This window comes from Klebsiella sp. GW_Kp181 (assembly GCF_040062315.1).
Classification (GTDB): Bacteria; Pseudomonadota; Gammaproteobacteria; order Enterobacterales; family Enterobacteriaceae; genus Klebsiella; species Klebsiella oxytoca.
In genome coordinates, this window is sequence record NZ_JBEAFR010000004.1 from 52,298 (window position 1) to 71,529 (window position 19,232).

The window sequence follows — 19,232 nt, forward strand, 5'->3', positions numbered from 1 at the left end:
GCTGTCCTTAGTTAATATCGCTGCTATTAACCATAGCGCAAGCCAGCAGCGAACTTAAACCCTACATTCAGAGGGGTATATTCTGAAATGTTAAATTTACCGTTCAAAATGATTGACCCCGCAGACTAATTTCTGGATAAGAGAAACCCTCAGGAAGAGAACATTTTTTATCCAGCGCGCTGGCGGTTAGTAAGCCACATCGTCCTTCTCTTTTCCAACCCACGATGACTAAGGAGTAGCCATCTCATTCGCATGGAAAGCAAGTACTTAGCCATAAATAGCGCTCTTCTCTTCTGGCTGCTTGGCCTGCTGGCATGGTGCTTCGAATCCACGTACATGGCCTTGTTATCTGGTTCTTTCTCCCTGTCATCCTTCGTTTTTCATTTTCAATACCATCGGGTTAACCATATGTTTAAAAAGAATAAAACTATCGACGTTACGCCACAGCCAGCCAGCGTACCCGCGCCGGTCAACGACAAAGTCACCTCTGCGGCCAGGAAGCCGGATACCACGGTCATCGCCAGCGGCATGCGCTTTGAAGGAAACATTATTGCGGCGGGTAATGTCGATATCTACGGCACGGTGAGCGGCGATATCGACGCGAAAGAGAACCAAATTAAGATCATGACCGGCGGCCTGCTGGAGGGAAACATTACCTGCCGCGAACTGGTTATTGACGGCTGCGTCATCGGCCAGTGCAGTAGCGATACCATTGAAATCGATAAAAACGGTAACGTCACCGGAACGCTGGCCTACCGTACGCTGGCCATTAAAAAGGGCGGCGTGTTTTCCGGCCAGGCAGAAGTGCTGCCGCCGGTCGCGGAAAAGAACAACGTGGTGGGATTCATCACAGATACCGCGGTAGAAACGAAAGAGAGAGCGGAAGCGCATACTGCCGAAGCGGCGCAGTAACCCACATCCGGGCGCAGGCTGAAAAAAAGCAAAAAAAAAGCCAGCACCCGGCTGGCTAAAGTAATACTGGAAGCAATGTGAGCAATGTCGTGCTTTCAGGCTTTCCGCAAGGGTCTCCCTGAACGCAGAGCAATAATAATCATTCTCATTCGCACTTGTCCACCTCTTTTTGCAAAAAATAGTCGTTGATCCCTCTTTTAAAGTCAGTGATGTTTAGAAGGACGATTAACCCATCAAGGAAAATGAAGAATGAGCGACATAGTGATACGCCATGCCGAAGCCAAAGATTACGACACAATCCGTCAGATCCATGCTCAGCCGGAGGTATATCGCAATACGCTACAGGTTCCTCATCCTTCCAGCCATATGTGGCACGAGCGACTAACCGACCGACCGGGCGTCAAACAGTTGGTCGCCAGCATAGATGACCAGGTCGTGGGACACCTCGCCATTGAGGTTATCCAGCGCCCGCGCCGGAGCCACGTCGCCGATTTCGGCATTTGCGTGGATTCACGATGGCACAATCGCGGCGTTGCCAGTGAGCTGATTCGCACCATGATCGACATGTGCGACAACTGGCTCCGCGTTGACCGTATTGAGTTGACGGTGTTTGTGGATAACGCTCCCGCGGTTGCGGTATATCAGAAATTAGGCTTTGAAATTGAAGGGACGGGGAGAAAGTATGCCCTGCGCAACGGCGAATATGTCGATGCCTACTTTATGGCGCGGCTGAAGGGGTGACGCTCAACTAACCCTCTCCCGGCAGGGAGAGGGTCGGGGTGAGGGTAAACCTAATACCCTGCGGTTAAATCATCCGGCGAACGCGGATCGGATGCGCCGTACAGCGTGCCATCCGGGCCAACCATAATACTCTGGGTACTGCCCATCGCCTCTTTCACCGCCACTTTCTGCCCTTTGCTCTCCAGCAGCTTCAGCGTATCCGGGCTAAACCCCTTCTCTACCCGCAGTTCGTCCGGCAGCCATTGATGGTGGAAGCGCGGGGCGTTGGTGGCTTCCGCGACGTTCATCCCAAAGTCGATGGTGTTCACCACCATCTGCAGTACCGTGGTGATGATGCGGCTGCCGCCCGGGCTACCGGTCACCAGCCAGGTTTTGCCATCTTTCACCACAATCGTTGGCGACATCGATGACAGCGGACGTTTTTTCGCCTCGACGGCGTTAGCGTCGCCGCCCACCAGCCCGTAGACGTTCGGCACGCCGGGTTTAGCTGAGAAATCATCCATCTGATTGTTCAGCAGAATGCCTGAGTTCCCCGCCACGATGCCGGTGCCAAAGGTGGTGTTCAGCGTATAGGTCACCGCAACGGCGTTACCGTCCTTATCCACCACCGAGAAATGGGTAGTCTGGTTGCTTTCATAGGGGGCCAGCTTACCGGGGCGAATCTGGCTCGACGGCTTCGCCTTATTGACATCAATCTGCCCGGCAATCGATTTAGCGTAGGCTTTGCTGGTCAGCGCCTGCCACGGCACCTTGACGAAGTCCGGATCGCCAAGGTATTCCGAACGGTCGGCATAGGCGTGCTTTTCAGCTTCGGCCATCACCTGCATGGCGTCGGCGCTGCCGAAGCCGTACTTATGCATATCGAAGTTTTCGAGGATATTCAGGATCTGCACGATATGAATGCCCCCGGACGACGGGGGCGGCATGGAGAACACCTGATAGCCGCGATACTCGCCGCTCACCGGCGTACGTTCAACCGCGTTGTAATTCGCCAGATCCGCTTTGGTGATTAGTCCGCCGTTATTCTTCATCTCCGCGGCAATCTGGTCGGCGATCGCCCCTTTATAGAAGGCATCCGGCCCCAGCTCGGCAATCAGCTCCAGGCTTTTCCCCAGCTGTTTTTGCACCAGCTTATCGCCCTTTTTCAGCGGCTCGCCGTTTTTCCAGAAAATAGCCCGGCTGTTGGCATGGTCGGGGATCACTTCGCTGCCGTAGGTTTTCAGATCGTCGGCCAGCGCATCGTTGACCGTGAAGCCCTCTTCCGCCAGCTTAATTGCCGGACGGATCACTTTGTTGAGCGGCATCGTGCCGTATTTCTCCAGCGCGAGGGAGAAGCCGGCCACGGTTCCCGGGATGCCGGAAGCCAGATGGGAGGTCAGCGATTTCTTACTGTCCGGATTGCCCTGATCGTCGAGAAACATATCGCGGGTGGCCTGTTCAGGGGCCATCTCGCGGAAGTCGATTGCCGTGGTATTACCGTCTTTGGTTCGCAGCATCATAAACCCGCCGCCGCCGATATTACCGGCCTGAGGATGGGTGACCGCCAGCGCGTAGCCCACCGCCACGGCAGCATCCACCGCATTGCCGCCCTGACGTAAAATATCCACGCCAACCTTCGTTGCCAGCGCATCCACCGAGGCAACCATCCCCTGCTGAGCGCGAACCGGATGAAAAACATCTTCCTCTACACCATACGAGACCGGAGGCGGGGCGGGATCTGCCGCGACGGTAAAACTGCCGCCCGCCAGCAGCGCAGCGATGACCACCTGACGCCAGAGCGTTGTTCTTCTCATTGTCATACTCCTGAATTGTGTTTTATCCCCGTCGATACCCGTTATACTTCAGGCCGCACTTACGCTGTCCGCGCTCGTCACCCGCATCGCTTACCTGAGTAAGCTCATCGGGAGCCACCTTCTTCCGACTCGAATTATTTAGGGTATAAGCCTGGCTGATAAGTCCTAAAAGATCATTGTTACGCCGGAAACGGAGTAGACTTAAGCGATCCCACGAAGTGAGGAGAGAACAATGAAAGCAATGTTATATCTGGCGGCACTGGTCCCGCTGAGCGTCATGGCGCAGCCGATCAATATAGACAATAACCCCAATCAGCCGGGGTACGTGGTGCCCAGCCAGCAGCGGATGCAAAATCAGATGCAGACCCAGCAAATGCAGCAGCAAAACAATCTGAAGCAGGGTATTCAGAGCCAGTCGCGCACGCAGCAGCAGCATCTTCAGACGCAGTTGAATAACGATCGGCAGCGGGTACAGCAGAATAACAACCTGAACCGGCAGCAGCCTCTACCCAACAACAACGGTGGGATGCTGCAGCGCCAGACGACCCCGTAAGGCCGCCTGCCGCCTGTTATGCCGAAAAGCGTGGGCCGATGATATCAATCGCATCGGTGCAGATACAGTCAACGCCCCAACGCAGCAGTTCGGCGGCACGCTGCGGTTTATTAACGGTATAGACGAGAATATGCAGGCCCGCAGCCTTCAGGTTTGCCACTCGCGCTTCATCCAGCAGCTTGTGGTTGAGATGAATAGAGACGCAGCCAAGACGCGCGGTGAGTTCGCGCCAGTCGTTGCGCCACTCATCCAGCAGTAGCCCACGCGGTAGTTCAGGCGCTGCTTCCTGCGCCGCTTCCAGCGCATCGATTTCAAACGATGAGAGCAGCGGCGGCGTCATTCCCTGCCACAGCTCACGCGCCGCCAGCGCCACCGCTTTACCGGTCACCAGGCCGGTGCCGGTGGTCGGTTTAATTTCGATATTGGCCATCATGCCGTGCTGACGGCAGCGATCGGCCACTTCGCTCAGCAGCGGCAGCGGCTCGCCTTTGAATTTGCCGCTGTACCAGCTGCCGGCATCCACTTTTAGCAGATCGTTCCACGCCAGCTCGCCCGCCACGCCCCAGCCGTTGCTGGTGCGTTCAAGATTGTCATCGTGCAGTAAAAAAATGTGCCCGTCTTTCGATAACTTAGCGTCAAATTCAATCATCGTATGGCCATAACGAGCGCCGGTATCGATGGCCGCCAGGGTGTTTTCCGGGGCCAGTTTACCGCCGCCGCGGTGGGCGACGATATGGGGATAAGGCCAGTGACTCATGCGCGTTGTCCTGTTTCACTATCAAAAAGGTGCAGACTTTCCTGCGGCAGATGCAGCCACAGAGTGCTGCCCGCCTGCGGACGCTGCTGGTGCGGCAGCCGGACCACCAGCTTTTGCGCGCCCCAGCGCCCGTGGGCAAGGTTATCGGCACCTAAAATTTCCAGCGTATCCATCACCAACGGTACGCCACCTTCCGCTTCGGAGCTTAATGCAAAATGTTCCGGGCGGATACCCAGCGTCATCTTACGCCCGGCATAGCGGCGATGCTCGCTGTTGACAGGTAAAAGCATTCCACCCTCCAGCTCAAAGCGGCTGCCGTCATCGCTGACCCGCCCTTCCAGCAGGTTCATTGCCGGGCTGCCGATAAAGCTCGCCACAAAGCGGCTGGCCGGTTTTTCATAGACTTCGACCGGCGTACCAATCTGCTCGGCGATGCCTTTATTCATTACCATCACCCGCTGGGCGAGGGTCATCGCCTCCACCTGATCGTGAGTCACGTACAGCGAGGTGGTTTTCAGCCGACGGTGCAGCAGCTGCAGCTCAAGGCGCATCTGCACGCGAAGTTTGGCATCAAGGTTGGATAGCGGCTCATCAAACAGGAATACCGCCGGATCGCGTACGATAGCCCGCCCCATCGCCACGCGTTGGCGCTGGCCGCCTGAGAGTTCGCGCGGACGGCGTTTCAGCAGGCCGTCCAGCTCCAGAATGCGCGCCGCCTCCTGGACGCGCTCAGCAATTAATCCTTTGCCCAAACCGCGAATTTTCAGACCCCACGCCATATTCTCTTCCACGCTCATATGCGGGTAGAGGGCGTAGTTCTGGAACACCATCGCGATGCCGCGATCTTTCGGTTCCATTTCGGTAACACGCTTGCGGTCAATCCAGATATCGCCGCTGGTAACCCGCTCCAGACCCGCCACCATACGCAGCAGGGTTGATTTTCCGCAGCCTGAAGGGCCCACCATCACAATAAATTCGCCGTCCGCAACGTCCAGCGTCAGCGGTTGGATCACCTGGGTTTTGCCATCCCAGCTTTTGGTTACTGCCTGTAGCTTCAGTCCTGCCATTTTATTTCTCACTATCCACTAAACCACGCACGAACGCGCGCTGCATGGCTAAAACGATGACTACCGGAGGAATCAACGTGAGCAGCATCGCCGCCATCACCTGATTCCACTGCGTGGTGCCCTGGCCGATGGCGATCATCCCTTTGATGCCCGCGACCGCGGTGCCGAGATTCACGTCGGTAATAATCAGCAGCGGCCACAAATACTGGTTCCAGCCGTAAATAAAGGTGATGACGAACAGCGCCGCCAGGTTGGTTTTCGACAGCGGCAGGACGATGTCGCGGAAAAAGCGCATCGGCGATGCGCCGTCGATACGTGCGGCCTCGATAAGCTCGTCCGGCAGGGTCATAAAGAACTGGCGAAACAGGAAGGTGGCGGTCGCCGAGGCCATCAGCGGCAGCGTGAGTCCGGCATAGCTGTCGAGCATTTTCAGATTGGCGATCACTTCTACGGTCGGGAAAATGCGCACCTCAACCGGCAGCATCAGCGTGATAAAGATCATCCAGAAGAACAGGTTGCGCAGCGGAAAACGAAACCAGACGATGGCGAAAGCGGAGAGCATCGATACCGTAATTTTGCCCACCGTGATGCCAAAGGCCATGATGAAACTGTTGAGCATCATCAGCCAGAACGGCGCGCTGTTGGCCCCGACGCCATTCACCCAGATGAATTTCATGTTTTCGAGAAGATGCCCGCCGGGTATCAGCGTCATCGGCGTGTCAAAGACCGCTTTACTGTCCAGCGTCGCCGCGACAAAGGCGACATACAGCGGGAACAGAATGACCGCGATCCCTAAAATCAGCATCGTGTGGCTGAAAATCGTCAGCCCGCGACGGTTTTCAATCATTGGTAGCGCACCTTTTTCTCAACGTAGCGGAACTGCACCACCGTCAGAATAATGACGAGGAACATCAGCACCACCGACTGGGCGGCGGAAGCGGACAGGTCGAGCCCGGCGAAACCTTCACGGTAGATCTTATAAATCAGCGTCGTCGTCGCCTGCACCGGCCCGCCGCCGGTTGCGGCATCGATAACCGGAAAGGTATCAAAGAAGGCGTACACCAGATTCACTACCAGCAGGAAGAAACTCACCGGGGCGATCAGCGGTAGCGCCAGCCTGAAGAAGCGGCGAACCGGCCCGGCGCCGTCAATCGCGGCGGCTTCAACCAGCGAGCGGGGAATCGATTGCAGCGCGGCAAAGAAGAACAGGAAGTTGTAACTAATTTGCTTCCAGACCGAGGCGAAAACCACAAGGAACATCGCCTGACCGCTGTTCTGCGCGTGGTTCCAGTCGTAGCCCATTTCGCCGAGAAGATGGGTAATCAGCCCGCGTCCTGGGTTGAATAAGAAGATCCACAGCACCGCCGCCACCGCGGGCGCAACGGCATAGGGCAGGAGCATCAGCGTTTGATAGAAGCGGCTGCCGCGCACCACATAATCGACCAGCGCGGCGAAAAACAGCGAGATCAGCAGACCGCTGACGGTAACCATCGTACTGAACTTAATGGTGGTCCAGAAGGAGTCCAGGTAATACGGGTCGTGGAACAGGGCTAAAAAGTTGTCCAGGCCGACAAACTGGCTGGAGAGCCCAAAAGGATCGACGCTCTGGAGCGAATACCACAGCGCTTCGCCAGCGGGCCAGATAAAGAATACGACGGTGATAACCAGCTGCGGCGCGACCAGCACATAGGGCAGCCAGCGGGATTTAAACACCGGACGGGATGATGACATAGTTAAACTCTGCGTTGTTTTCCCCTCATCCCGGCCCTCTCCCAAAAGGCAAGGAAGAGGAGTGCTCCGAACGGTCCCTCTCCGCTTTCGGGAGAGGGTGAGGATGAGGGACGGGCTAAAAGATTACGACTTCGTTGACTGCTCGAAACGGCGCAGCAGCTGATTACCGCGCTCAACCGCGGCGTCCAGCGCCTGCTGAGGCGTTTTCTTCCCGGTCCATACGCTTTCCAGTTCTTCATCCACGATGGTGCGAATCTGCGGCATATTGCCCAGGCGCAGACCTTTGGTGAATGGCAGCGGCGGCTTGTTCAGCATCTGGCGCGTCGCGATATCGGCACCGGGGTTCTTATCATAGAAGCCCTGTTCGCGGGTCAGGTTATAAGCAGCGGTGGTAATCGGCAGATAGCCAGTTTTCTGGTGCCATTCGGCCGCGTTTTCCGGTTTAGTCAGGAAATCGAGGAATCTGGCGACCCCGGTATAGGTTTCTTTGTCTTTCCCCTGCATCACCCACAGGCTGGCCCCGCCGATAATGGCGTTTTGCGGCACGCCTTTCACGTCGGCGTCGTACGGCATCATCCCTACGCCATAGTTGAACTTCGCGTACTGGCGAATATCCGCGAGGGAGCCGGAAGAGGCGGTGGTAATGGCGCAGTCGCCGTTATAGAACTTCTCGGTGGATTCGTCTTTACGCCCGAAGTAGCTGAAGTCGCCTTTCTTATTCAGTTCTTCGAGCAGAGCGATATGCTTGACCTGCTCCGGCTTGTTGAACTCCAGTACCGCATCGGTACCGTCGAAGCCGTTGTTTTTGGTCGCCACCGGCAGGCCGTGCCAGGCGCTGAAGTTTTCAATCTGGATCCAGCCCTGCCAGCCGCTGGCGTAGCCGCATTTCATCCCGGCAGCCTTCAGCTTCGCGGTATACGCCGCCAGATCCTGCCAGGTTTTCGGCGGCTGTTCCGGATCTAACCCGGCTTTTTTAAAGGCGTCTTTGTTGTAGTACAACACCGGCGTGGAGCTGTTAAACGGTTGAGAGAGCAAGTGTCCGGTTTTCGAATCAGTGTAATAACCGGAAACGGTGGGAACGAACTGCGTTTCGTCAAACTGAATGCCCGCATCGCTGAACACCTGATAAACCGGCTTAATCGCCTTTGAGGCCATCATCGTCGCGGTGCCGACTTCATAAACCTGTAATAGCGCCGGCGCGTTGCCGGTACGGAAGGCGGCGATGCCTGCGCTCAGGCTCTGCTCATAGTTGCCTTTATACACCGGGACAATTTTATAGTCCGGGTTGGCTGCATTGAAACGTTGCGCCAGTGAATCAACTTCTTTCCCCAACTCCCCTTCCATCGAGTGCCAGAACGGGATAGTGGTTACCGCCAGGGCTTGTCCGGCAAATGCCAGGCTGAGCGCCAGTCCTAAAGCTGTATGTCGTAACGATATCATCGGTTATCTCTCTTGTTGTTCCGGATGCGCGATTTCACGCGTTTTATGTTCGCGGGGGTAACATGACATGCTCGAATGACAGAAAAATAACTATTGCATTACAAAAATATTACAATAAATTGGCAAAAACATGATGAAACGGTGAAAAAAAAGTGGCAGGGAAATGGCAAGGGAAAAAGAGAGACGGCGCAGACTACAGATAAACGGGGATCTGTAGTTAAATAGAGTGCGTTAAAGAGCACTCTACGGCGAGCCGTCAAAAGGAAAAATATGAAGACGCTTCATAAACCTACCGAGCGCGTTTTGCTCATTCTGGAAACCTTAGCCAACGCGGATGGAATGACGCTTTCCGAGCTATCGCTCAAAACGGATATTTCCAAGGGAACCATTTTCCCGATCCTCAAATCACTGCAGTATCGCAAATATATCAGTCACGACGATCGCAACGGGATTTACACCCTGGGGATCTCCTGCGCGGTTCTGGCCAGCGCCACCGTCGAAAAAGAGTTCTGGCTGAAAACGATCAATAGCGAAATGCACGCGGTGGTCACTGAATGCAACGAAGTTTGCCAGCTCGGCATTCTGGATGACGCCTGGGTACTGTATGTTGATAAAGTCCAGGGCGATCAAACCGTGCAGCTGGTCTCTAAGGTAGGGACGCGCCTGCCGGCAATCTGCTCCGCCTTGGGCAAGGCGCTGCTGCATAAGCACCGCGATGAAGAGATTCTGGAGCTCTATCCGCAGGGTTTTCCTTCCGTTACCGCCCGCAGCGTAACGAATATGGCCCAGCTTCGTCAGCAGCTGGATATGGTTGCCGCCAACGGTTATGCCATGGACGATCGGGAAATCAACGACGATACCATCTGCTTCGCCGTCCCCCTGCAGCAGAAAGGCATTATTCTGGCGGCGATCAGCGTCTCATTGCCCTCTTTCCGCGCCAGCGATGAAAAAACGCAGCAGGTAATTCATGCGCTAAAAGAGGCCAAGGGTCGTATCGAAAGCGTGCTGAATAAGCTGCCTGATATTAAAAATTACTGATTTATTTGCCAACGGCGCCTTCGGAATTGTGATTGCCCACACAATACCGATATTTAATGATCCACCGTGGCGCCCGACTATTTTGCATAATTCCCCATCTATTCATTGATTTAATCAATTATCCGCACGACTTTGGCGCCATTTGACTTCACGTCGATGGCGTGTTTACTTATGCTTAATCGCAAATACAAACACTGTTTGTATATACGAACAACAAAGAGGTTTAATATGCAAAGTCATTACATCACCCCGGCAATAACGGTTTTTGATGAGCAGGGCAGGCTGGATCCTGAAGGCAACTTTCGCCTGTATGATTTCATTAAAAGCAGCGTATCGGGATTTGTCGTCATGGGCAGTACCGGTGAGTTTTTCTCGCTGGATATGAAAACATCCCGTCAGGTAATTCAAATGGCGGCAGAGTTCCCGCGCGAGGGAATAAAGGCCTATGCGGGTACCAGCCGCATGGATATTGACGAGTGCGTAGAGCTGGCTAACTATGCAGATGAGTGCGGACTGGATGGCGTCATGATTATCAGCCCGTGGTACTTCCGCCTGACTGATGAAGGCATTTATACATTTTATAGCCAGATAGCTCGCCGCACCGCCGCCAAAATATTTATTTATAACTTCCCGGAACGTACCGGCTATTGCGTCTCGCCAGAGGTCTGTTTACGACTCGCCAGAGAGTTCCCAAACATTGTCGGTATTAAAGACACCATTCCGGATACCAATCACACGTCGCAGGTGATTCGCCAGGTAAAATCTGAACTACCGTATTTTGAAGTCTATGCCGGTTATGACAATAACTTCGCGCACAATGTCCTGGCGGGGGGCGATGGATGTATCGGCGGGTTATCCAATATTTGCCCTGAAATATTCCGCGACTGGATGCAGGCATTTAACGATAACGATTTGCAGCAAATTTCGCGGTATCAGCAAAAAGTGGATGGGTTAATGGATATTTACGCGGTTAACGATCCGTTCATTCCAACATTTAAAAAAGCGCTACAGCTGCGCGGAATTATTCAGTCCGACCGCTGCACGCCACCGTTTAGCTCACTCACAACCGGCCAGACCGAAAGTATTTTGCGGATACTTTCCCGTGCTGGTATTGAAATTAATGCCTGACCCCCACGCGGAGGTATTATGAAAACCATCACAGCTTACGACAATCCGGCCCTCAATTCCGCGATTACGAAATCATGGAAGCGCCTGGTGCCACTGATGTTTATTTTGTACTTCATCGCCTTTATCGACAGGGTGAACGTGGGATTCGCTAAAGAGGCGATGCAGGTGGATATTGGGCTCTCCAATTCCGCCTTCGCCCTCGGGGCAGGGATCTTTTTCGCCGCCTATGCGCTATTTGGCATTCCCGCAAACCTGATCCTGAATAAAATTGGCGCGCAGAAATGGTTAAGCATCACTACTGCGCTGTGGGGCGTTCTCTCTGCCCTCACCGGACTGGTGCAGACGGAAACCCAGTTTATTGTTCTGCGTTTTCTACTGGGATTAGGCGAAGCCGGTTTTTATCCCGGTATTCTGCTGCTGGCCTCCATCTACTTTCCCAATAAAGTTCGCGCATCCGTCGTCGGTATCTTCGTACTCGGCGTACCGCTGGCGCTGACCTTAGGCTCGCCCATCTCCGGCGCGCTGCTGGAAATGCACGGTTTCCTCGGTAAACCCGGCTGGTTCTGGATGTTCTTTATTGAAGGCATTCCGGCGGTCATCATGGGGATCTTCGCCTGGTTCTGGCTCGACGATACGCCGGCCAAAGCGCGCTTCCTGAACGAAGAAGAGAAAAAGGCGCTGATTGCCCAGCTACAGCAGGAGCAGCGGCAGACGGAAACCAGCAGCGTTGGTACCGCGCTGAAAAGCCTTAAAGTCTGGCACCTGGCGCTGATCTACGGCACCATCCAGATCAGCGTGTACGGACTGATGTTCTTCCTGCCTTCGCAAGTCGCCTCGCTAATGGGTTCCACGCTCGGCTTTAAAGAGTCGCTGGTCGCCGCCATTCCGTGGGCCTGCTCCGCCGTCGGCGTCTATTACATTCCGCGTCTGGCGGACAAAATGCCGGCTCGCCGGGTACTGATTTCGGTCATCTGTATGCTGGCTGCGGCGCTGGGGCTGTTTGTTTCTGCCTGGTCCGGCCCGGTGCTCGCCATTGCCGCGCTCTCGCTGTCGGCCATCGGCTTTCTCTCCGTGCAACCCATTTTCTGGACTTTCCCGGCGCAGATTGTGTCAGGCTCGGCGCTGGCCGCCAGTATCGGCTTTTGCACCACCATGGGCGCGTTTTGTAGCTTCCTGGCGCCGCTCATTCGCGTTGAGGTCGATACCTTCTTCGGCAATGATTCGGCGGGCCTGGTCGCACTGTCGCTGATTACCGTCTGCTGTGCGCTGCTGATTGCCGCTCTTGCCGGCAGAAAAGCGACAAACGGCGTTGCGGTTACCCATCACTAAGTCCTGATGCGCTTATAACAAAGGATAAATAACATGCAGACCATCTTAAAGATTGACCCTACTGATAACTTAATCGTTGCGCTGCAGGACTTACGCAAAGAACAGCGGGTTCACTGGAACGATGAGGCCTACGTTCTGCGTAGCGATGTCAAAGCCAAACATAAATTTGCCACCGAGGATATTGCGCCCGGCGATATCGTTTCGCTGTACGGCGTACCGGTCGGGAAAGCGACGCGCCCCATCACCCGGGGCGAAGCCATCACAACGGAGAATATCAAACACTACGCGGCCCCGGTTACGCTTGACGATGTCGCCCCCTATGACTGGCAGCAGCCGGATGTTTCCGCCTGGCAGCAGCGGACGTTTAAGGGAATCGTGCGTGAAGATGGCCGGGTCGCCACCGCAAACTACTGGCTGGTCATTCCGCTGGTATTCTGTGAAAACCGCAACGTTCAGCGCGTCACCGATGCGCTGAACGACGCCCTTGGCTACGCCAATAACGGCCTGAAAAATTTTGCTCGCCAGGTGACATCGGCAGGGGCTTTAAACGATACCCGACATCTGCCCTTTCCGCATCTTGACGGTATTCGCTGTATTACCGTTAATTCCGGCTGCGGCGGCGCCACCTCGGACAGCATGACGATGTGCGACGTGCTGGCCGCCTATTCCGATCATCCTAACGTTCTTGGCGTGACGGTTTTTGCTCTCGGCTGTGAAAAAGCGCGAATTGTTGATTTCAACGCCGCGCTGGCGAAGCGCAACCCGAACTTCAGCAAACCGATTATTTACTTCAGGCAGCAGGACTGGAGTAGCGAAGAGAAAATGATGCAGGATGCGTTGACCGAAACTTATAACGCGATCCGCGAAGCCCCCGTCGCCGAGCGGCAGGACGTCCCGCTCTCCCACCTCAAAATCGGCGTGAAGTGCGGCGCTTCTGACGGGTTCTCGGGGATCAGCGCAAACCCGGCGATGGGCGAAGTATCAGACCGCCTCGTCGCCCTCGGCGGCGCATCGGGGCTGGCGGAATTCCCCGAGCTGTGCGGCGCGGAAGGGGATATCGTTCAGCGCTGCGCGACCCGGGAGCTGAAAGAGAAGTTTTTGTCGCTGATGAAAAACTATGAGCATGTCGCGAACTTCTTCGGCACCACCATCGCCGATAACCCCAGCCCGGGAAACATTGCCGATGGGCTGATCACTGACGCGATAAAATCCGCCGGCGCGGCGAAAAAAGGCGGCAGAGCGCCAGTTAGCGCGGTATGCGACTATGCCGAACCGATGGGAGAAAGCGGCCTTTCGCTGGTCTGCACGCCGGGCAACGATGTGGACGCGGTAACGGGCCTGGTCGCGGCGGGGGGCAACGTGGTGATCTTCTCAACCGGGTTGGGTACGCCGACGGGGAACCCTATCGTTCCGGTTCTCAAAGTTTCAACCAACACCGCGCTCGCAAAAAAGATGCCGGATATTATCGATTATGACTGCGGGCCGATTATCGAAGGCACGCCGCTGGCGGATATCGCCGACGGCCTGTTTGAGAAAATCATCGCTACCGCCAGCGGAACCTGGCGCACCAAAGCGGATGCGCTCGAACAGTATGATTTTATGCTGTGGAAACGCTCTCTGGAGCTGTAGGAGTCAAGTAAAACGCCCGGCAGATGCCGGGCGTTTGGTGTGAATAGCGAACCTCTGTAATATACCGTTCTGGCGTTCCTGCCGGGCGTCTTGATTACACTACCCGCCCAGATAGGCGCTGCGTACCGCTTCATTCGCCAGCAGCGCGTCACCGGTATCCTCCAGCACCACGTGACCGTTTTCCAGCACGTAGCCGCGGTCGGCCAGCTTCAGCGCCTGGTTGGCGTTCTGCTCGACGAGGAAGATAGTCATCCCCTGCTCGCGCAGCTGTTCGATGGTATCGAAGATTTGCTGAATGATAATCGGCGCCAGACCGAGCGAAGGCTCATCCAGCAGCAGCAGGCGCGGCTGGCTCATCAGCGCGCGCCCGATGGCCAGCATCTGCTGCTCGCCGCCGGACATGGTGCCCGCCCGCTGAACCCGGCGCTCATGCAGGCGCGGAAACAGCTCATACACCCATTTAATACGGGTCTGAAACTGGTCGCGATCGGCAAAAAAACCGCCCATCGCCAGGTTCTCTTCCACCGTCATCCGCGAGAAGACCCGGCGCCCTTCCGGCACGATCGCCACCGCTTCGCGCATGATTTTCGCCGTCTGCCAGTCGGTAATATCTTTACCGTCGAAAACCACGCGGCCGCTGGAGGCGCGCGGGTCGCCGCACAGGGTACCCAGCAGCGTGGTTTTCCCCGCACCGTTGGCACCAATCAGGGTGACAATTTCTCCCTGATTGATATGCAGACTGACGTTGTGCAGCGCCTGGATTTTGCCGTAATGCGCGCTGACGTTGTCAAAAGATAACATCACTTTTTCCATCTTATGCGTCACCACCATTATGCTTCACCTAAATAGGCGCGGATCACGTCCGGGTTGTTGCGGATCGCTTCCGGCGTACCGTTGGCCAGCGGCGTGCCCTGGTTTACCACGTAAATACGGTCGGAAATGCCCATCACCAGCTTCATATCGTGCTCAATCAGCAGGATGGTGGTGTTGTGATGGCTGCGCAGCTCGACGATCAGCTCATCCAGCTCTTTGGTCTCTTTCGGGTTTAGCCCCGCTGCGGGCTCATCCAGCATCAGGATTTCCGGCTGGGTCACCATGCAGCGGGCGATCTCCAGACGGCGCTGGTCGCCGTAGGCCAGGTTACTGGCCTGGCGGTTGGCGTGTTCGAGCAGGCCAATACGCTCAAGCCAGGTCGCGGCGCGATCGAGCGCTTCGCTCTGGGCGCGGCGGAAAGATGGCGTCTTCAGCAGGCCGGAGAAAACCCCGGTTTTCAGCTGCTGATGCTGTGCCACCAGCAGGTTTTCAATCACCGTCATTTCGCGGAACAGACGCACGTGCTGGAACGTTCGCACTACGCCCATGCGGGCAATCTGCTGTCCCGGCAGCCCTTCCAGATGCTGGTCACGCAGCATAATAGTGCCGCCAGTGGGCTTGTAGAAACCGGTCAGACAGTTAAAAACGGTGGTTTTGCCCGCGCCGTTCGGGCCGATAAGCGAGACAATTTCCCGTTCCCGCAGCTCCAGCGACACGTTGTTAACCGCCAGCAGACCGCCAAAACGCATCATCAGGCCGTTTACGGATAATAATGGCTGACTCATGCCTGCTCTCCTTTTGCCTGACCGTTTTTCAGCTTCAGCTGCGGACGCGTCATCGGCAGAAGGCCCTGCGGACGCCAGATCATCATCAGAACCATCAGCGCGCCCAGCATCAGCATGCTGTACTCATTGAAATCACGCATCAGCTCGCGCGAGACCACCAGCAGAACCGCCGCCAGGATCACCGCAAACTGGGAGCCCATACCGCCGAGAACCACAATCGCCAGCACAAAGGCCGACTCGGCGAAGGTGAAGGATTCCGGGCTGACGAAGCCCTGACGGGCGGCGAACAGGGTGCCGGCAAAACCGGCAAACGCGGCGCTGATGGTAAAAGCGGTCAGCTTGATGCGCGTCGGGCTGAGGCCCAGCGAGCGACAGGCGATTTCATCTTCGCGCAGCGCTTCCCACGCGCGGCCCAGCGGCATACGCAGCAGACGGTTAATCACGAACAGACTTAACACCACCAGCAGCAGAGCGACCAGGTAGAGGAAAATGACGCGATCGGAGGGGTCGTACTTCACGCCAAAGAAGTTGCTGAACGTATCCCAGCCGCCTTCACGGGCGCTGCGGCTAAATTCAAGGCCGAAGAGCGTCGGTTTTGGGATCTGGCTAATGCCGTTCGGACCGCCGGTTATTTCGGTGTTGTTAAGCAGCAGGATGCGCACGATTTCGCCGAAGCCGAGCGTGACAATCGCCAGATAGTCGCCGCGCAGACGCAGGACCGGGAAGCCAAGCAGGAAGCCCGCCGCCGCCGAAACCAGCCCCGCCAGCGGCAGGCAGGTCCAGAACCCCAGGCCGTAATAGTGGTTCAGCAGCGCAAAGGTATAGGCGCCGATGGCATAAAAGCCGCCGTAGCCCAGCACCAACAGGCCGGAAAGCCCCACCACCACGTTAAGACCCAGGCCGAGGATGATATAGATCATCGTCAGCGTGGCGATATCCACCGTCCCGCGCGACACCATAAATGGCCACGCCACGGCGATAACCAGCAGGGCGATCAGGAATAGCTTCTGTTTTACCGTCGAACCGTCGATAGCCGGCAGAATAAACTTCGGCCCGGAGACGTTCTTCATGGTTTTCTGAAAAATGGGACGCAGCAGCTGGAAGAAGAAAACCACTGCGGTTCCGATAAAGATCCACTGCCAGCGGATATCGGCGGCGGTATCCACCACCAGCTTCGTGCCGTCAAGCTCCAGCTGCACGCCCATAAAGACGCCCGCCAGGATAAAGAACATAACTGCCGACAGCAGCGCCATCGCAAAATGCATCGGTTTCATACTTTTTCTACCTCCGGACGGCCCAGGATGCCGGTAGGCATCACCAGCAGAACCAGGATCAGCAGCGCGAAGGAGACCACGTCTTTATATTCCGTGCTGAGATAGGCAGAAGAGAGCGCTTCGGCAATACCGAGGATCAGCCCGCCGATCATCGCGCCAGGAATGCTGCCGATGCCGCCCAGAACCGCAGCGGTGAAGGCCTTCATCCCGGCCATAAAGCCGATGTAGGGGTTGATAACGCCGTAAAACTGTCCGAGCAGAACGCCGGCAACCGCCGCCATTGCCGCGCCGATCACAAAGGTCAGCGCAATCACGCGGTCGGTGTTAATCCCGAGCAGGCTGGCCATTTTCAGATCTTCAGCGCAGGCGCGGCAGGCGCGCCCCATGCGGGAATAGCGAATAAACAGCGTTAGCGCCAGCATGGCGATAAACGTCACCATCCAGATCACCAGCTGCATGGTGGTAATGGTCGCGGAGAAGTTGTCGCTACTGCCCACCGTCCACTGGCCGTTAAACAGGCTTGGCAGCGCGACATCGCGCGAGCCTTCCGTCAGACTGACGTAGTTTTGCAGGAAGATCGACATCCCGATGGCGGAGATCAGCGCAATCAGGCGTTTTGAGCTGCGAACCGGCCGGTAGGCCACGCGCTCGATACTCCAGCCGTAGGCGCTGGCAATCACGATAGCGCCGACGAATCCGGCAGCAACCAGCAGCCAGCTGGTATCAATACCCATCATCATCAGGGCGGCAATGATCATGAAGGAGACGTAGCTGCCAATCATATACACCTCGCCGTGGGCGAAGTTGATCATGCCGATAATGCCGTACACCATGGTATAGCCGATGGCAATCAGCGCATAGGTGCTTCCCAGCGTGACGCCGTTAAACATCTGCTGCAAAAAATAGAGAAACTGCTCGGACATAAGGTAACCTTTTTCAACCCGCCCGCTTTGCACGGGCGGTGGGATAACTTGTCTTATGGCTTATTTCGCGAGGGTGGATGACCCATCCGCGTGCCACTGGAAGACACCAAACTCAAATCCCTTCAAATCGCCTTTTTCGTCCCAATTCAGCGGCCCAATCACGGTTTTCGCGCCGTGAGCTTTCAGATCTTTGATTAAATCCAGCGGCTCCTGGCTTCCGGCCCGGTCCATCGCCTGCGCCAGTGACTGTACGGCGGCGTAGGTGATCCAGACATACGGACCGCTCGGGTCCTTCTTCTCCGCTTTGAGCGCGTCAACGATAGCGCTGTTAGCCGGGTCCTGGTCATAGCGTTTTGGCATCGTGACCAGCATGCCTTCCGCCGCATCGCCCGCGATGTTGGACAGCGACGCGTTACCCACGCCTTCCGGGCCCATAAACACGGTTTTCAGCCCTACGGAACGCGCCTGGCGCAGCATCTGACCCATTTCCGGGTAGTAGCCGCCGTAGTAAACGAAGTCGATATTCTCTTTTTTCAGGCGCGCCAGCAGCGCGGAGAAGTCTTTTTCGCCAGCGGTGATGCCGTCGAAGAAGACGATATTCGCGCCGCCTTTTTTCAGGCTTTCCTGAACAGAGCGCGCCAGGCCTTCGCCGTACTGCTGTTTATCATGAATGATAGCAATACGCTGCGGTTTGACGTTTTCCATGATGTATTTAGCGGCGGTCGGTCCCTGCGAGGAGTCCAGACCCGCAGTACGCATGATGTACTGATAACCGCGCTGAGTCAGCTCCGGGTTAGTCGCTCCCGGCGAGATCATCAAAATGCCTTCATCTTCATAGATATCGGATGCCGGCTGAGTGGAAGAAGAGCAGAGGTGGCCGATAACATACTGGATGCCGTCATTGACGATTTTGTTCGCCACCGCAACGGCCTGTTTCGGGTCACAGGCATCATCGTACTCTACGCCGACCAGCTTATCGCCCTTAATGCCGCCCTGAGCGTTAATGTCTTTGATTGCCTGGCGCGCGCCGTTAAATTCCATATCGCCCCACTGGGCTACCGGGCCAGACATCGCGCCAACAACGGCGACCTTAATATCTTTGGCAAAAGCCGCCTGGGACATCGCCAGTGCGACTAACCCCGCGATAACCGTTTTCGCGTTCCTTTTCATGCTGCAGAACCCCGTTCGTGATGTGGTGTAAATATTTTGTATTTTTATGGTTAAAAAGCATTCTGTGCTTTTCTTAAACAACGCTACTTTTACCATTATCTTTAATGGTTTAGCGAGGTTTTTTGCCTGAATCCAGAGTAAATTCTCTA

Annotated in this window: 18 protein-coding genes; 7 read left to right on the top strand and 11 right to left on the bottom strand. The window is 55.9% G+C overall.

From position 1 onward, the window contains the following. The first annotated feature begins 252 nt into the window (after window positions 1-252). Entirely contained in the window at window positions 253-912 is a 660-nt protein-coding gene (locus ABLV11_RS04435) for a polymer-forming cytoskeletal protein (RefSeq protein WP_004106503.1), read from the top strand. Window positions 913-1,161: 249 nt separating this feature from the next. Next, window positions 1,162-1,653, top strand: a complete 492-nt coding sequence (yhhY, locus tag ABLV11_RS04440; RefSeq protein ID WP_064373621.1) for an N-acetyltransferase — start codon at window positions 1,162-1,164, stop codon at window positions 1,651-1,653. Window positions 1,654-1,703: 50 nt separating this feature from the next. Here yhhY and ggt read toward each other — a convergent pair whose 3' ends face one another. Continuing rightward, entirely contained in the window at window positions 1,704-3,446 is a 1,743-nt protein-coding gene (ggt, locus tag ABLV11_RS04445) for a gamma-glutamyltransferase (protein ID WP_004106505.1), read from the bottom strand. A gap of 232 nt (window positions 3,447-3,678) precedes the next feature. On the opposite strand from ggt, the gene ABLV11_RS04450 reads away from it, so the two are divergent. Beyond that, window positions 3,679-3,999: a DUF2756 family protein gene (locus ABLV11_RS04450; protein ID WP_004106506.1), complete on the top strand. Its 321-nt coding sequence runs from the start codon at window positions 3,679-3,681 to the stop codon at window positions 3,997-3,999. Window positions 4,000-4,015: 16 nt separating this feature from the next. On the opposite strand, the gene ugpQ is transcribed toward ABLV11_RS04450, so the two are convergent. The 5 genes from ugpQ to ugpB form a co-directional block, all read right to left on the bottom strand. Further along, window positions 4,016-4,756 (bottom strand): glycerophosphodiester phosphodiesterase, encoded by a 741-nt coding sequence (gene ugpQ / locus ABLV11_RS04455; RefSeq protein WP_064370991.1) that lies wholly within the window; start codon window positions 4,754-4,756, stop codon window positions 4,016-4,018. Further along, window positions 4,753-5,823: a sn-glycerol-3-phosphate import ATP-binding protein UgpC gene (locus ABLV11_RS04460; RefSeq protein ID WP_016810028.1), complete on the bottom strand. Its 1,071-nt coding sequence runs from the start codon at window positions 5,821-5,823 to the stop codon at window positions 4,753-4,755. Before ABLV11_RS04460 ends, ugpQ begins: the two co-directional genes overlap by 4 nt. Before the next feature lies 1 nt (window position 5,824). After that, window positions 5,825-6,670, bottom strand: coding sequence for a sn-glycerol-3-phosphate ABC transporter permease UgpE (ugpE, locus tag ABLV11_RS04465; RefSeq protein ID WP_004116045.1), 846 nt, complete (start codon window positions 6,668-6,670; stop codon window positions 5,825-5,827). Beyond that, on the bottom strand, window positions 6,667-7,554 hold the full coding sequence (gene ugpA, locus ABLV11_RS04470; RefSeq protein ID WP_004106512.1) for a sn-glycerol-3-phosphate ABC transporter permease UgpA: 888 nt from the start codon (window positions 7,552-7,554) through the stop codon (window positions 6,667-6,669). Before ugpA ends, ugpE begins: the two co-directional genes overlap by 4 nt. A 123-nt stretch (window positions 7,555-7,677) precedes the next feature. Continuing rightward, window positions 7,678-8,994 (bottom strand): sn-glycerol-3-phosphate ABC transporter substrate-binding protein UgpB, encoded by a 1,317-nt coding sequence (gene ugpB / locus ABLV11_RS04475; RefSeq protein WP_126488102.1) that lies wholly within the window; start codon window positions 8,992-8,994, stop codon window positions 7,678-7,680. 270 nt (window positions 8,995-9,264) lie between these two features. Between ugpB and ABLV11_RS04480 the strand changes: the two genes are divergently transcribed. From ABLV11_RS04480 to ABLV11_RS04495, 4 genes are all read left to right on the top strand, one after another. Next, the gene (locus ABLV11_RS04480) at window positions 9,265-10,032 is read left to right on the top strand and encodes an IclR family transcriptional regulator (protein WP_004116057.1); all 768 of its coding nucleotides are present in this window, start codon (window positions 9,265-9,267) and stop codon (window positions 10,030-10,032) included. Window positions 10,033-10,260: 228 nt separating this feature from the next. Then, the gene (locus tag ABLV11_RS04485; protein ID WP_126488100.1) at window positions 10,261-11,160 is read left to right on the top strand and encodes a dihydrodipicolinate synthase family protein; all 900 of its coding nucleotides are present in this window, start codon (window positions 10,261-10,263) and stop codon (window positions 11,158-11,160) included. A gap of 18 nt (window positions 11,161-11,178) precedes the next feature. Further along, entirely contained in the window at window positions 11,179-12,489 is a 1,311-nt protein-coding gene (locus ABLV11_RS04490) for an MFS transporter (protein WP_004116060.1), read from the top strand. A 33-nt stretch (window positions 12,490-12,522) separates the two neighbouring features. Beyond that, window positions 12,523-14,118 (top strand): altronate dehydratase family protein, encoded by a 1,596-nt coding sequence (locus ABLV11_RS04495; protein ID WP_224329776.1) that lies wholly within the window; start codon window positions 12,523-12,525, stop codon window positions 14,116-14,118. 99 nt (window positions 14,119-14,217) lie between these two features. Here ABLV11_RS04495 and livF read toward each other — a convergent pair whose 3' ends face one another. From livF to livK, 5 genes are read right to left on the bottom strand one after another with little or no spacing between them, the layout of a single operon-like run. Continuing rightward, window positions 14,218-14,931 carry a high-affinity branched-chain amino acid ABC transporter ATP-binding protein LivF gene (gene livF, locus ABLV11_RS04500; protein WP_004126158.1) on the bottom strand — a complete coding sequence of 238 codons (714 nt, stop codon included), beginning with the start codon at window positions 14,929-14,931 and terminating at the stop codon, window positions 14,218-14,220. A 17-nt stretch (window positions 14,932-14,948) separates the two neighbouring features. Continuing rightward, a complete protein-coding gene (gene livG / locus ABLV11_RS04505) occupies window positions 14,949-15,716 on the bottom strand; it encodes a high-affinity branched-chain amino acid ABC transporter ATP-binding protein LivG (protein WP_004106537.1) in 768 nt (255 codons plus the stop codon). Next, on the bottom strand, window positions 15,713-16,990 hold the full coding sequence (gene livM, locus ABLV11_RS04510; RefSeq protein ID WP_004106539.1) for a branched chain amino acid ABC transporter permease LivM: 1,278 nt from the start codon (window positions 16,988-16,990) through the stop codon (window positions 15,713-15,715). The genes livG and livM overlap by 4 nt, the downstream gene beginning before the upstream one ends. Then, complete coding sequence (livH, locus tag ABLV11_RS04515; protein WP_163530548.1) at window positions 16,987-17,913, bottom strand: high-affinity branched-chain amino acid ABC transporter permease LivH; 927 nt, start codon at window positions 17,911-17,913, stop codon at window positions 16,987-16,989. Before livH ends, livM begins: the two co-directional genes overlap by 4 nt. Before the next feature lie 60 nt (window positions 17,914-17,973). Continuing rightward, on the bottom strand, window positions 17,974-19,083 hold the full coding sequence (gene livK / locus ABLV11_RS04520; RefSeq protein WP_004116079.1) for a high-affinity branched-chain amino acid ABC transporter substrate-binding protein LivK: 1,110 nt from the start codon (window positions 19,081-19,083) through the stop codon (window positions 17,974-17,976). Window positions 19,084-19,232 lie beyond the last annotated feature (149 nt).

Bases quoted from the DNA above. Each gene is read 5' to 3' on its own strand.
- ugpB (WP_126488102.1), bottom strand. From the start codon at position 8,994: ATGATATCGTTACGACATACAGCTTTAGGACTGGCGCTCAGCCTGGCA.
- ggt (WP_004106505.1), bottom strand. From the start codon at position 3,446: ATGAGAAGAACAACGCTCTGGCGTCAGGTGGTCATCGCTGCGCTGCTG.
- ugpA (WP_004106512.1), bottom strand. From the start codon at position 7,554: ATGTCATCATCCCGTCCGGTGTTTAAATCCCGCTGGCTGCCCTATGTG.
- ABLV11_RS04460 (WP_016810028.1), bottom strand. From the start codon at position 5,823: ATGGCAGGACTGAAGCTACAGGCAGTAACCAAAAGCTGGGATGGCAAA.
- yhhY (WP_064373621.1), top strand. From the start codon at position 1,162: ATGAGCGACATAGTGATACGCCATGCCGAAGCCAAAGATTACGACACA.
- livF (WP_004126158.1), bottom strand. From the start codon at position 14,931: ATGGAAAAAGTGATGTTATCTTTTGACAACGTCAGCGCGCATTACGGC.
- livM (WP_004106539.1), bottom strand. From the start codon at position 16,990: ATGAAACCGATGCATTTTGCGATGGCGCTGCTGTCGGCAGTTATGTTC.
- livH (WP_163530548.1), bottom strand. From the start codon at position 17,913: ATGTCCGAGCAGTTTCTCTATTTTTTGCAGCAGATGTTTAACGGCGTC.
- ugpE (WP_004116045.1), bottom strand. From the start codon at position 6,670: ATGATTGAAAACCGTCGCGGGCTGACGATTTTCAGCCACACGATGCTG.
- ABLV11_RS04435 (WP_004106503.1), top strand. From the start codon at position 253: ATGGAAAGCAAGTACTTAGCCATAAATAGCGCTCTTCTCTTCTGGCTG.
- ABLV11_RS04480 (WP_004116057.1), top strand. From the start codon at position 9,265: ATGAAGACGCTTCATAAACCTACCGAGCGCGTTTTGCTCATTCTGGAA.
- livG (WP_004106537.1), bottom strand. From the start codon at position 15,716: ATGAGTCAGCCATTATTATCCGTAAACGGCCTGATGATGCGTTTTGGC.
- ABLV11_RS04450 (WP_004106506.1), top strand. From the start codon at position 3,679: ATGAAAGCAATGTTATATCTGGCGGCACTGGTCCCGCTGAGCGTCATG.
- ugpQ (WP_064370991.1), bottom strand. From the start codon at position 4,756: ATGAGTCACTGGCCTTATCCCCATATCGTCGCCCACCGCGGCGGCGGT.
- livK (WP_004116079.1), bottom strand. From the start codon at position 19,083: ATGAAAAGGAACGCGAAAACGGTTATCGCGGGGTTAGTCGCACTGGCG.
- ABLV11_RS04495 (WP_224329776.1), top strand. From the start codon at position 12,523: ATGCAGACCATCTTAAAGATTGACCCTACTGATAACTTAATCGTTGCG.
- ABLV11_RS04485 (WP_126488100.1), top strand. From the start codon at position 10,261: ATGCAAAGTCATTACATCACCCCGGCAATAACGGTTTTTGATGAGCAG.
- ABLV11_RS04490 (WP_004116060.1), top strand. From the start codon at position 11,179: ATGAAAACCATCACAGCTTACGACAATCCGGCCCTCAATTCCGCGATT.